The organism is Pedobacter sp. G11 (assembly GCF_003860265.1).
GTDB lineage: Bacteria > Bacteroidota > Bacteroidia > Sphingobacteriales > Sphingobacteriaceae > Pedobacter > Pedobacter agri.
On sequence record NZ_CP034190.1, the window covers coordinates 3,961,994 to 3,974,796 of the forward strand.

The window sequence follows — 12,803 nt, forward strand, 5'->3', positions numbered from 1 at the left end:
ATGATGATGAAACTTTCACTGACATTAGCAATATTTCTCGGTATAACTACGCTAAGTTTTGCGCAAGGTAAAAGACCTGATTTTACCTTTAAACTAGAGAACACCACTTATTTTGTGAACCTGAGTAAAGGAAGTACAAAAGCTGAATACGATACAGTGTTTTATAATTTTTACAGGTATGGAAAACCCGAGTTACTTGCAAAAGAAATCAAACATATTGTGAACAGAAATACTGGCGATACGATTAAGAGTGGTAGTTATAGAGTGGTCAATAATCGGGTATTTTTTGATCGGAATGAAAAAAACGAAGCAACTATACTTAAGGTTTATTCATTTCAGGATGCTTTAAAACCAGCTCCAATCGAGCCGACGCCACCTTACCACAACTACGGTCAGCCTAAGCAAGAACAAGTAGAAACAGTAGCAGAATTTCCTGGTGGGATAAACAAAGCAAGGCAGTTTATTGCCAACAACTTAAAATACCCAAAGAAGGCTGTTGAACATGGTGTGAATGGAACCGTGCAAGCCAAGTTTACGATTGAAGTTGATGGTTCTTTAACCAACATCGATATTGTAAAGAAATTGGGTTATGGTTGCGATGAAGAAGTGATTCGTGTGCTAAAAAGTATGCCGAAATGGAAGCCTGCTATACTTAAAGGTAAATCTGTGAAATCTTATTTTACAATGCCAATAAGTTTTAAAACAACGGAATAATGACAGCAAGGAAAATTTTTAAGGTCATAGCAATTTTTATCGCGGTAATTATCGCTTTGATTTTGCTATTAGTTGCTTTTGTTTGGGGTAGTGTGGAGTGGAACCAATATAGTTCAAAGAAGGAAGCCATTCGTATGCAAAAGGAAGTATGTGATACTATAAAAACTGTTGACGGAAAATTCACCATTTATTTAGACGGTTTCAATAAGAAAGAACTCCAGAAAATTCACTTTTACCTTCAGCAAGATAAAGTGTTAACAAAAGATACTGTTGTTAGCGCAGAACCTGATAATAAAGATTTGCAAACCATTATCATGCCATTTGAAAATTTTAACATTAACGATAAAATCATCGTTTATGTAGGCAAACGTTTTTACGTATTATCAGGATTTAGCTACACTGCAGGTTACAATTACGGGATGTTCGGTCCTGTTGGTTCTTGTGAATGCAGGGGCGGCGGTTATGAAAAAATAAACGAAAAAGAGTCTGGCTCGGGAACACTGATTAAAAAATATGGTTTATTGGATTATCAATTACCACCGAAATAAAATTCCTATAAATCTATCTATATAACTAAAACCTATTTTAAATGTAGTAATATCGACTATCGTTTATGTACTGCTATTAAATAAGCAATGCAACATTGGGAAGGGATCAATTGCGCTATTGCTGATCTTGGTAATTGTTTGAATTTTGTAATGAATGCTTTGAATGTTGTAATATTTTTTGAACTATTACCAATTAATTTTGTTGAAGTATAACTAAATAAAATTTATAAAATGATAGCAACAAAAGGATATGCAGCACAGGATCCAGGTACAGACTTAGCACCTTGGAATTTTGAGCGTCGTGAAGTTGGACCACATGATGTTCAATTTGAAATATTATTCTGCGGCGTATGCCATTCAGATCTTCACCAAATTAAAAATGACTGGTTTCCTGGTATATTTCCAATGGTTCCAGGTCATGAAATTGTTGGTCGGGTAATTAAAGTAGGTGATCACGTTAAGAAGTTTAAGGTTGGCGACTTAGCAGGAACAGGCTGTATGGTTGATTCGTGTCAGGTTTGCGAAAATTGTAAACAAGACCTGGAGCAATACTGCCTGGAGGGAAACACCCAAACTTATAACGGTTTAGAAAGAGATGGCAAAACTCCTACTTATGGAGGTTATTCAGATTCGATTGTGGTGAGAGAGGAGTTTGTACTTCATGTATCTGATAAACTAAATCTGGCTGCGGTTGCACCATTGTTGTGCGCCGGTATAACTACTTATTCTCCTTTAAGGCATTGGAAAGTAGGGAAGGGACATAAACTTGCTGTGCTTGGGTTAGGCGGCTTGGGCCACATGGCCGTAAAGTTTGGTGTAGCCTTCGGCGCCGAGGTGACCGTATTAAGCACTTCACCTAAAAAAGAAGAAGATGCTAAAAAGCTAGGTGCACATCATTTTGTGGTAACTAAAGATCCTGAACAAGTAAAAGCAGCCAAAGGAACTTTTGATTTCATTTTGGATACTGTTTCTGCAGAACACGATTTCAATATGTACTTATCATTATTAAGAACCGATGGAACGCATATCTGCGTTGGTGTACCACCTAAACCAGCAGAAATTGCTGCATTCAGTTTATTAGGTGGCAGAAAAAGCCTCGCAGGTTCTGGTATAGGAGGAATTGCCGAAACTCAGGAAATGCTTGATTTCTGTGCAGAAAATAACATTGTTTCTGAAATAGAAATGATCGACATGAAAGATATCCACAAAGCGTACGACCGCATGGAAAAAGGCGATGTTCGATACAGATTCGTCATTGATATGGCGACTTTGTAGAATAATACTCCATCAAGACAAAAGCCAGCAGATTTATATTTGCTGGCTTTCTTATTTTAAATGCTTTTTGAATCAACCTCCATTCAGGTCTTGGAAACCATAGGCCACCTGACTCTGCTAAAAACGGTGCTTGCAACAAAAAAGCCCCACATTTCTGTGAGGCTTTCTGTGATCCCGCTGGGATTCGAACCCAGGACCACTACATTAAAAGTGTAATGCTCTACCAGCTGAGCTACGGAATCTACTTTGTTTAAAAACGTTGTCCGTTTCCTTTAAAGTGATGCAAATATAGGGTTCAAATATATCTCCTGCAAATAAAAATATGCGAAAAGTGCTACTGTATTGATTTATAAGGGAATTAATTATTGATGGAGCTGATTTTTGATAGTATTCATAATTTTCGGGGTTTCTAATTTGGAGAATTACATAGGTAATGCTCTGCGGAATTACCGTTTTCATCTCCATATATGGCTAATCTTACTGAATGGTTCATATCCGATTTATTAATTTTCTCAAGATTGAAAAATCACGCAAACGTTTGAGTGAAAAAAATAGATTTTATTTGCTTAGTTTGGTCGTATCAACTGAACAAACCAACTAAACTTACTTTTTAAAATGATTAATTCACCTGCAACTCAAAAGAGGACAGCATTGTTACCCATGATCATCTGCTGTGCACTTTTCTTTATTTTTGGTTTTGTCACCTGGGCAAATGGAACGCTGATTCCTTTTCTGAAGTTAGCACTCAACCTAAAAACCGACTTACAAGCATTCTTTGTCACATTTGCTTCTTACATCGCCTATTTCTTTCTGGCATTACCAAGCTCATGGATTTTGAAAAAATTGGGCTTTAAGAACGGCCTGGTACTCGGCATGGTGATATTAGGTTTAGGTTCGCTTGTTTTTATTCCGGCAGCAGATAATAGAAGTTTCGGATTATTCCTTACGGGTATTTTCATTCAGGGATCAGCTATGGCATTGCTACAAACAGCAGTAAATCCTTATCTAAGTATCATCGGGCCAATAGATAGTGCTGCTGCACGAATTTCCATTGCCGGCTTGTGCAACAAAGGAGCCGGCGTAATGGTGCCTATTATTTTCGGACTATTGTTTTTAGATAATGCGAAAGAGGTGACTGCGAAATTAGACGCAACAACTGATCCCGTTGCTAAAAATGCTATTTTAGATGAACTCTTGCATCGTGTACATACTCCCTACATTGTGTTGGCAGTAGTGTTTGTGCTTTTTGCAGTGCTCATAAAATTTGTCCACTTGCCAGAAATAAATGCAGAAGATGATGAAGCAGTAGTTGAAAATGATGATGTAAAGTATACAGCTGCTAAAAACAACATTTTCCAATATCCTCATTTATTTTTAGGTGCATTTGCGATTTTCTGTTGTGTTGCGGTAGAGGTAATGGCCGGCGATATCATAAATACCTATGGCCGAGAATTGAACATCGATGCCAACATATTGCGATTTTCTACCTCGTTTACTTTGATCTGTATGCTTGTGGGCTACGTTTTAGGAATAGCAACCATTCCCAGATTTATCTCGCAACAAATGGCACTAAGAATTTGTGCCCTTTCGGGTGTACTATTAACAATTGTATCTGCATTCACAGCAGGTTATGTTTCCTATTATTCAGTGGCACTGTTAGGTCTGGCAAATTCCTTAATGTGGCCAGCAATTTTTCCCCTCGGAATTAAGGGCTTGGGCAAATTCACAAAAACAGGTTCTGCCATTATGATTATGGGAATAGCAGGAGGCGCCATCTGGCCATTGGTTTACGGCTTTTTAAAAGATAAGATGCACATCGATTTCCAACATGCTTTTTTATTAGCCATGATTCCAGCTTATTTATACATTATCTATTTTGCGATAAAAGGACATCGGGTTGGGATGAAGAAATAAAGCCTTAGCTATTGGCCAGGTTTATCGCTGGCCTTTTTTATTTCTTCATTTTTAACCTATCTTGCGCCAAATTTTCTACATAATATTATATGAATAAAGCAATTTTCCTGGATCGTGATGGGGTTTTAAACCACGAAATTTACGACTATATCTGTCGTGTTGAAGATTTTAAGATTTTAGATTACCAAATCCCGGTATTGAAAAAACTCTATGATGAGGGATATTTATTGATCGTGATCACCAATCAAGGTGGAATAGCATTGAAAAGATATTCTGAACAAGAACTGGCAATCATGCATCAAATGCTTAGAAATGCCTTTGTGGCGAAGGGTGCAGATATTGCAGGCTTTTACTACTGCCCGCATCACCCAACCGTTGGAGGAGAGTGTAAATGCCGTAAGCCAGCGTCCGGAATGATTTTAGATGCTATTGATATGTATGATATTGATCCTGCTCAATCGGTAATGATTGGTGATAAACCCAGAGATGTAGAAGCTGCAAATGGGGCAGGGGTGAAAGGGATTTTAATTAAACCTGATGAGCAAATTAATTACCAATTGGTAAAAGATGTACTTAGTCGTGAATCACTAGTTTAGAATCTTTGGTCAATTCCAATAAAAAAAGTCCTAAGTAAGAGTTATGCAACTCCATACTTAGGACTTTTTCATTATTAGACCCCAGCTCTAGGGCTGAAGATTAATACCTTATTTACCAGCTGCTTTAGCGTGGTCGGCTAAGAAAGTTGCCAAACCGCTATCTGTTAATGGGTGTTTTAATAATCCAACAATTGCAGCTAAAGGAGCAGTGATAACATCAGCACCTAATTTAGCACAGTTTACAATATGTAATGGTCCGCGAATCGATGCAGCTAAAATTTGTGTTTCATATCCGTAGTTATCAAAAATAGTTCTGATATCTTCGATTAAAACTAAACCATCACTCGAAATATCATCTAATCGGCCCAGGAATGGAGAAACGTAAGTTGCACCAGCTTTAGCTGCCAATAAAGCCTGTCCTGCAGAAAAAATTAAAGTACAGTTGGTTTTAATTCCCTTTGAAGAGAAATATTTAATGGCCTTTACACCATCTTTAATCATTGGAACTTTAACAACAATTTTTGGGTTCAATGCTGCTAATGCTTCGCCTTCCTTAACAATTTCGTCAAAAGTTGTAGAAATTACTTCAGCACTAACATTATCATCAACGATATCGCAAATTGCTTTATAGTGGTTAATTACATTTTCTTCGCCAGTAATACCTTCTTTAGCCATTAAGCTAGGGTTGGTGGTTACGCCATCTAAAATGCCAAGATCTTGCGCTTCTTTGATTTGATCAAGATTAGCTGTGTCAATAAAAAATTTCATGGTTATAAATTCTTAAATGTTTGAGTTTTTGATAAACCCTGAAGAATTTAATATCCCCCCTTCAGGGGGTTAGGGGGTAAAAAAAAAGGGCAAGCACCTTCTATCGCACCGCTACAACCTTCTACCCTTGCTATGTTCCCATCCTGGGGGAGTTCAAAGGGAGCTGGTCGTAAAAGACTTGCCCGGCACAAAGGTAGAAAAAGAAGTTGTTTTGCGAAATGCATTTTGCTAATTTTTCAGTCATTTAGGCTATCTAACTGATTAGTAAATTAATAAAATTTATTTCCTTTGTTTTGATAAAATTTTAAAATACGAGAATTCGTTATCTAATCATTGAATATTTGTTCATTTATAAATACCTATTTTATATATAAATATTTTGATTAAAACGATTTATTAAATTTTATCGGTAAAAACCATGGGTTTTCAGTATAATTTTGGATTATAAATTTGATAAAATATTAAGCGTTATGTTGATAATGTTTTATTATATGGGCTTAAATTTGCTTATAAACTAGAATAATCCTAAAAAGCATAACAACTCTGTAATTTAATATTCGTTTTTTGTATCTTAGTGTTTCCTATACACTAACAACTAACGAGCAAAGAATGGAACCAAACAGTGGATTGTACGATGCGCAATTTGAACACGATGCCTGCGGTATTGGGTTCGTTGCACATGTGAAAGGGCGAAAATCGCATCAAATCATCTCCGATGCACTTACTATTTTAGAAAATCTAGATCATAGAGGGGCATGTGGAGCAGAACCAAATACAGGCGACGGTGCCGGTATCATGATTCAGATTCCCCACGAATTTTTTTACGATGAATGCCTTAAAGCAGGCTTCAGTTTACCTGAAACCAATAATTATGGTGTAGGTATGCTGTTTATGCCTAAGGATATCAGATCGAGAGAAGAGTGTCGCGAACTGATTTATCGTGCCGCTGAAAAGCTTGGCTTGGAGATTTTGGGTTTTAGAAAAGTAGCAACCGATACATTTGACATCGGAAATATGGCGCTTTCGGTAGAGCCGGAAATTGAGCAGGTTTTCATCGCAAGACCGTATGCAGTTGCTGCAGGTGCAGATTTTGAACGTAAACTTTATGTTTTCAAAAATTACCTTATCAAACTCATTACCAATACAGTTCACGGTGGTAAAGATTTTTATATTGTTTCACTTTCAGCACAGACCATTATATATAAAGGTCAGCTAACCTCTTTACAAGTTCGTACTTATTTTACTGATTTAAGTGACAAACGTGTGGTTTCAGCGCTTGGTTTGGTTCACTCACGTTTTGCTACAAATACTTTTCCGTCGTGGAGATTGGCTCAGCCTTTCCGTTTCATTGCACACAATGGTGAGATTAACACGCTGCAAGGAAATCTAAACTGGTTTAGGGCTGGCGTAAAATCCTTTGCTTCTGCTTATTTTACACCAGAAGAATTAGATATGTTGTTGCCTGTAATTGATGAAACCAACTCTGATTCAGGCTGCCTGGATAATGTGATCGAATTGTTGCTGCATGCAGGAAGAACTTTACCTCATGTTTTAATGATGTTGGTTCCTGAGGCTTGGGATGGTAACGAAGACATGGATCCGGTTAAAAGAGCTTTCTATGAATTTCACGCTACTTTAATGGAGCCATGGGATGGGCCAGCGGCAATTGCCTTTACGGATGGAAAATTAATTGGTGCAACATTAGATAGAAACGGTTTACGTCCCTCACGTTACGCCATCACCTCAGATGATCGTGTGATCATGGGGTCTGAAGCTGGTGCTTTAGCCATTGATCAAAGCACCATCATCGAAAAAGGTCGGTTAACACCTGGGAAAATGTTCGTAGTGGATATGGAACAGGGTAGAATCATCAGTGATGATGAAATCAAAACCCAGGTTTGCAGCAAAAGTCCATATGCCGATTGGATCAATCAATATCAAATCCGTTTGGAGGAATTGCCTGAGCCTCGTGTAATGTTTACCGGACTTTCAGAAGAATCTATTTTTAAATACCAGCAAGTATTTGGGTATAGCAGAGAAGATATCGACCTGCTTTTAAAGCCAATGGCTGTTGAAGCTAAAGAACCAATTGGTTCAATGGGTACAGATACGCCACTTGCTATCTTATCAAAACGTCCTCAGCATTTATCTAACTATTTTAAACAGTTATTTGCTCAGGTAACCAATCCGCCAATTGATCCTATCCGCGAAAAAGTGGTCATGAGTTTGGCTAGTTTTATGGGAAGTAATGGGAACTTGCTAGAGGAAAATCCTTTGCAATCACACTGTGTAGCCATTAAACATCCGATTTTAACGAATCAGGAACTGGAAAAACTGAGAAGTATTGATACAGGGGTTTTCCAGGCTAAAACATTGCAAACTTATTTTCGTGCGGATGGAAAGCCGGGTGCGATGGCGAAAGCCTTAGATCGCTTATGCCGTTATGCAGTTGATGCAGTGGAAGATGGTTTCCAGGTTATTGTGTTAACGGATAGGGCAATCGATTCGGAACATGCCGCAATGCCATCGTTATTGGCGGTTTCAGCAGTACATCACCATTTGATCCGCAAAGGTTATCGTGGTGCGGTGGGTATTGTGATTGAAGGTGGAGATATTTGGGAGGTGCATCATTTTGCTACCTTATTAGGTTTTGGCGTTACTGCAATCAATCCTTACCTAGCTTTAGAAACCATTAATGGTTTTCAGGAAGAATCTGGTTTATCAGCAGAACAACTAACCAAAAATTACATTTATGCGGTAAATAGCGGATTGCTTAAAATCTTCTCTAAAATGGGAATTTCGACTTTGCAATCTTACCAAGGTGCGCAGATTTTTGAAATTTTAGGCTTGAACAAACAAGTGGTAAATACTTATTTTACTGGTGCGGTTTCCCGGATTGGTGGTTTAGGTTTGGATGAAATTGCGAAGGAAACCTTGATTAAACATCATCGCAGTTTCGGACCAGCCACGCAAACTGAAAACTTATTGCCAGCCGGTGGAACATATAAATTCCGTCGTAGGGGTGAAGCACATTTGTTTAACCCGCAGACGATACACTTGCTGCAAAATGCAACACGGAAAAATGATTACAACATTTTCAAGCAATATTCGAAACTGGTAAATGAGCAAACACAGCAAGCTTATACCATTCGCGGATTGTTTGATTTTAATTATAGCCGTCCATCTGTTCCTTTAAACGAGGTAGAATCTACTGAAGCAATTTTAAAGAGATTTGCAACCGGAGCGATGTCGTTTGGTTCCATTTCCCATGAGGCACACTCAACCCTGGCTATTGCAATGAACCGCATTGGTGGTAAAAGTAATACCGGCGAGGGTGGTGAAGATGAAATGCGCTACACCAAAATGGAAAATGGCGATAGCATGCGTTCGGCCATTAAACAGGTTGCGTCTGCTCGCTTCGGTGTGACCAGTTACTATTTAACCAATGCTGATGAGCTTCAGATTAAAATGGCTCAAGGTGCAAAACCTGGTGAAGGCGGACAGTTGCCTGGCCACAAAGTGGATGATTGGATTGCAAAAGTTCGTCACTCTACACCAGGGGTAGGTTTAATATCACCTCCACCACATCATGATATTTATTCAATTGAGGATTTGGCTCAGTTGATTTACGATTTGAAAAATGCCAATCGTGCGGCTAGAATTAATGTAAAATTAGTTTCTAAAGCTGGTGTGGGTACTATCGCGGCAGGTGTAGCAAAAGCACATGCAGATGTAATTTTGGTTTCCGGCTTTGATGGTGGAACAGGTGCATCGCCTTTAACTTCTATTCAGCATGCAGGCTTACCTTGGGAACTTGGTTTAGCAGAGGCACACCAAACCTTGGTTAAAAATAAATTGCGTAACCGCATTGTTTTACAAACGGATGGTCAATTAAAAACAGGTAGAGATATTGCTATTGCGGCATTATTGGGTGCAGAAGAATGGGGTGTGGCAACTGCAGCTTTAGTAACTGCTGGCTGTATTATGATGCGTAAATGCCACTTAAATACTTGCCCGGTTGGAGTAGCTACACAAGACCCAGAATTGCGTAAATTATTTAGCGGCGATGCAGACCACGTGGTAAATTTATTCCATTTCTTAGCAGAAGAATTACGTGAAATTATGGCTGAACTAGGTTTCAGGACCATTCATGAAATGATTGGTCAGGCAAATATCTTAAAAGTACGCGAATTGCCTGAAGAGGATTGGAAACTGAAATATTTAGATCTATCTGCAATTCTTTTCAAAGCTGAAGATAATGGTTTGCCATTGTTTAATACCGAAGAACAGGATCATGGATTAACGCATGTATTGGATCATCAGTTAATTGCAGCTGCACAGCCAGCAATAAATAATAATGAACCTGTTTTTGCAAGTTTCAACGTTAAAAATACTGATCGTTCATTAGGTACAATGTTATCGAATGAAATTTCTAAAGTTCATTTAGGTGCAGGCTTGCCACCAGATACCATCAACTTTAAGTTTGTAGGATCTGCAGGACAAAGTTTTGGTGCTTTCAACACACGTGGGGTAACATTATCTCTTGAAGGTGAAGCAAATGATTACGTGGGTAAAGGTTTATCAGGTGCTCGTTTAGCCATTTATCCCTTCTCAAATTCAACTTTCATTCCTGAGCAAAATATCATCATTGGCAACGTTGCACTTTACGGCGCTACTTCTGGTGAATTATATGCCCGTGGTAAAGCTGGCGAGCGTTTTGCAGTTCGTAACTCCGGCGCAACAGCTGTGGTAGAAGGCGTAGGCGATCACGGTTGTGAGTATATGACTGGTGGAGAGGTGTTAATCCTTGGTGATACCGGAAGTAATTTTGCTGCTGGTATGAGTGGCGGTGTGGCCTGGATTTATGATGCTAACGGAACTTTTGCCCGTAAATGCAATAAGGAAATGGTTGATCTTGATCCTTTACAAGCCGAGGATGAAGAGAGAATATTAGCTTTGCTTAAAACACATATTCGTTTGACTGATAGCAAAGTTGCTGAATTTATCTTAAGTGATTGGAAAACTCAATCAAACCATTTTGTGAAGGTATTCCCTAAAGAATACAAAGCAGTCTTAGCAAAACGTAATCAACAAGTAAAAACACACTAAGCCATGGGAAAAGTAACAGGATTTCAAGAATACGACAGAGTTGCGCCCACCAGAGAAGAGGCTAAAACTCGTGTAAAACACTACGGGGAATTTTTAAATGAATTACCCGCTCAAGAATTAAATAATCAGGCAGCCCGATGTATGGATTGCGGCGTTCCTTTCTGTCAATCGGGTTGCCCTTTGGGTAATGTGATTCCAGAATTTAACGATGCCGTTTATCAAGCAAAATGGGAGCAAGCTGCCAACATTTTGTTAAGCACCAATAACTTTCCGGAATTTACCGGTAGAATTTGTCCTGCACCTTGCGAATCTGCATGTGTACTAGGAATCAATCGCCCTCCGGTTTCCATTGAGGAAATTGAAAAACACATCATCGAAATTGCCTTTGAAAAAGGCTTTATTAAAGCCAAGACACCGTTAATTAGAACCGGTAAAAAAGTTGCGGTAATTGGTTCAGGTCCGGCAGGTTTAGCAGCTGCTGCTCAATTAAATAAGGTGGGGCATGAGGTTACCGTTTTCGAACGTGATGACGCTCCAGGTGGCTTATTAAGGTACGGAATTCCTGATTTTAAATTGCAGAAAAATGTGGTCGATCGCCGCATTGATTTAATGAAAGAAGAAGGAATTATTTTCAGATGCAACGCTAATGTTGGCGAAAACGTTGAAATTAGTACATTGTTGAGAGATTTTAATGCTGTCGTTTTAGCAGGAGGTTCGACCATTCCCCGCGATTTGCCGATTGACGGTCGTTCAGCTAAAGGCGTTCATTTTGCTATGGACTTCTTAAAACAGCAAAACAAGCGTGTAGCGAACAGAGAAGTTGTTGCAGAAGAAATAGTTGCAACGGGCAAAAATGTGATTGTGATAGGTGGTGGCGATACAGGTTCTGACTGTATTGGAACCTCAAACCGTCAAGGCGCAAAATCGATAACCCAGTTTGAAATTATGCCAATGCCTCCACAGGCACGTACGGCGAATATGCCTTGGCCAAATTATCCCATGCTTTTGAAAAATACTTCTTCGCATGAAGAGGGTGCACAAAGAGCTTGGTCTGTTAATACAAAAAACTTTATAGCCGATGAAAACGGAAATCTGAAAGCATTAAAAGTTGTTGACGTAGAATGGGAGATTGATGCTGTGGGTCGTCCGGTTTCATTCAAGGAGGTTGCCGGAACGGAAAGAGATCTGCCATGTGAACTGGTATTTCTGGCAATGGGTTTCCTGCATCCACAGAAAGAAGGATTAATTGAAAAATTAGGCGTTGAATTGGATAACCGAGGAAATGTAAAAGCATCGGAACATACCTATCAAACCAATATTGCAAAGATTTTTGCAGCAGGTGATGTTCGCCGGGGACAATCATTAGTAGTTTGGGCAATTTCTGAAGGTAGGGAAGCAGCCCGTAAAGTAGATGAATACTTAATGGGGGTTACAAAACTTGCATCTCGTGATGCAGTTGCCTATGCGTAATTAGCAGGTTTTTAATTTTTATATTTTAGAGTCGTGGTTTTTTGCCACGACTTTTTTTTGTAGCCAGAATAATCTATATTAATTTTTCGCCACGGAAACACAGAACGCTCGGAATGGGTTCAAAACGTTCGTTATACCGAATTTATTTTAGCATTTATTCCGTTAGTGTTGTTGTTATTAAGGTTCTAAAATAAATTCAGGATGACGAAGTGGTTAAGTAAACTACCTTAAGTTCAATTCTGAACTTCGTCAATGATAAATTTAATCGATAAAATGACTTTGTGTAATGATGTAGGCCCATCGTCATTGCGAGTTCCGATTTTTCATCGGAATGTGGCAATCTCATTTTAGCAAATAATATCATGAATGAGATTACTTTAATCATTGAAAAATCGATCTCGCAACGATG

8 protein-coding genes, 1 tRNA gene and 1 other RNA gene are annotated in these 12,803 nt (G+C 38.8%); 7 read left to right on the forward strand and 3 right to left on the reverse strand.

Features of this window, described 5'->3' with window-relative positions:
• From EA772_RS17035 to EA772_RS17045, 3 genes are all read left to right on the forward strand, one after another.
• The gene (locus tag EA772_RS17035; protein WP_124914258.1) at positions 1-714 is read left to right on the forward strand and encodes an energy transducer TonB; all 714 of its coding nucleotides are present in this window, start codon (positions 1-3) and stop codon (positions 712-714) included.
• Complete coding sequence (locus EA772_RS17040) at positions 714-1,262, forward strand: hypothetical protein (protein WP_124914259.1); 549 nt, start codon at positions 714-716, stop codon at positions 1,260-1,262. The genes EA772_RS17035 and EA772_RS17040 overlap by 1 nt, the downstream gene beginning before the upstream one ends.
• A 231-nt stretch (positions 1,263-1,493) precedes the next feature.
• The gene (locus EA772_RS17045) at positions 1,494-2,537 is read left to right on the forward strand and encodes an NAD(P)-dependent alcohol dehydrogenase (protein WP_124914260.1); all 1,044 of its coding nucleotides are present in this window, start codon (positions 1,494-1,496) and stop codon (positions 2,535-2,537) included.
• A 169-nt stretch (positions 2,538-2,706) separates the two neighbouring features.
• On the opposite strand, the gene EA772_RS17050 is transcribed toward EA772_RS17045, so the two are convergent.
• A tRNA-Lys gene (locus EA772_RS17050) sits at positions 2,707-2,779 on the reverse strand.
• Positions 2,780-3,152: 373 nt separating this feature from the next.
• On the opposite strand from EA772_RS17050, the gene EA772_RS17055 reads away from it, so the two are divergent.
• Both EA772_RS17055 and EA772_RS17060 read left to right on the forward strand, forming a co-directional pair.
• On the forward strand, positions 3,153-4,451 hold the full coding sequence (locus EA772_RS17055) for a sugar MFS transporter (protein WP_246833982.1): 1,299 nt from the start codon (positions 3,153-3,155) through the stop codon (positions 4,449-4,451).
• Positions 4,452-4,540: 89 nt separating this feature from the next.
• Positions 4,541-5,047, forward strand: a complete 507-nt coding sequence (locus EA772_RS17060) for an HAD-IIIA family hydrolase (RefSeq protein ID WP_124914261.1) — start codon at positions 4,541-4,543, stop codon at positions 5,045-5,047.
• A gap of 108 nt (positions 5,048-5,155) precedes the next feature.
• Here the strand turns inward: EA772_RS17060 and fsa are convergent, their stop codons facing one another.
• The gene (fsa, locus tag EA772_RS17065; RefSeq protein WP_010602758.1) at positions 5,156-5,815 is read right to left on the reverse strand and encodes a fructose-6-phosphate aldolase; all 660 of its coding nucleotides are present in this window, start codon (positions 5,813-5,815) and stop codon (positions 5,156-5,158) included.
• Positions 5,816-5,899: 84 nt separating this feature from the next.
• Positions 5,900-5,999: signal recognition particle sRNA small type (gene ffs, locus EA772_RS17070), an RNA gene on the reverse strand.
• 425 nt (positions 6,000-6,424) lie between these two features.
• Between ffs and gltB the strand changes: the two genes are divergently transcribed.
• Together gltB and EA772_RS17080 are read left to right on the forward strand one after the other, a co-directional pair.
• The gene (gene gltB, locus EA772_RS17075) at positions 6,425-10,924 is read left to right on the forward strand and encodes a glutamate synthase large subunit (protein WP_124914262.1); all 4,500 of its coding nucleotides are present in this window, start codon (positions 6,425-6,427) and stop codon (positions 10,922-10,924) included.
• 3 nt (positions 10,925-10,927) lie between these two features.
• The gene (locus EA772_RS17080) at positions 10,928-12,394 is read left to right on the forward strand and encodes a glutamate synthase subunit beta (RefSeq protein ID WP_124914263.1); all 1,467 of its coding nucleotides are present in this window, start codon (positions 10,928-10,930) and stop codon (positions 12,392-12,394) included.
• Positions 12,395-12,803: the final 409 nt, after the last annotated feature.

Bases quoted from the DNA above. Each gene is read 5' to 3' on its own strand.
- EA772_RS17035 (WP_124914258.1), top strand. From the start codon at position 1: ATGATGATGAAACTTTCACTGACATTAGCAATATTTCTCGGTATAACT.
- EA772_RS17040 (WP_124914259.1), top strand. From the start codon at position 714: ATGACAGCAAGGAAAATTTTTAAGGTCATAGCAATTTTTATCGCGGTA.
- EA772_RS17045 (WP_124914260.1), top strand. From the start codon at position 1,494: ATGATAGCAACAAAAGGATATGCAGCACAGGATCCAGGTACAGACTTA.
- EA772_RS17055 (WP_246833982.1), top strand. From the start codon at position 3,153: ATGATTAATTCACCTGCAACTCAAAAGAGGACAGCATTGTTACCCATG.
- EA772_RS17060 (WP_124914261.1), top strand. From the start codon at position 4,541: ATGAATAAAGCAATTTTCCTGGATCGTGATGGGGTTTTAAACCACGAA.
- fsa (WP_010602758.1), bottom strand. From the start codon at position 5,815: ATGAAATTTTTTATTGACACAGCTAATCTTGATCAAATCAAAGAAGCG.
- gltB (WP_124914262.1), top strand. From the start codon at position 6,425: ATGGAACCAAACAGTGGATTGTACGATGCGCAATTTGAACACGATGCC.
- EA772_RS17080 (WP_124914263.1), top strand. From the start codon at position 10,928: ATGGGAAAAGTAACAGGATTTCAAGAATACGACAGAGTTGCGCCCACC.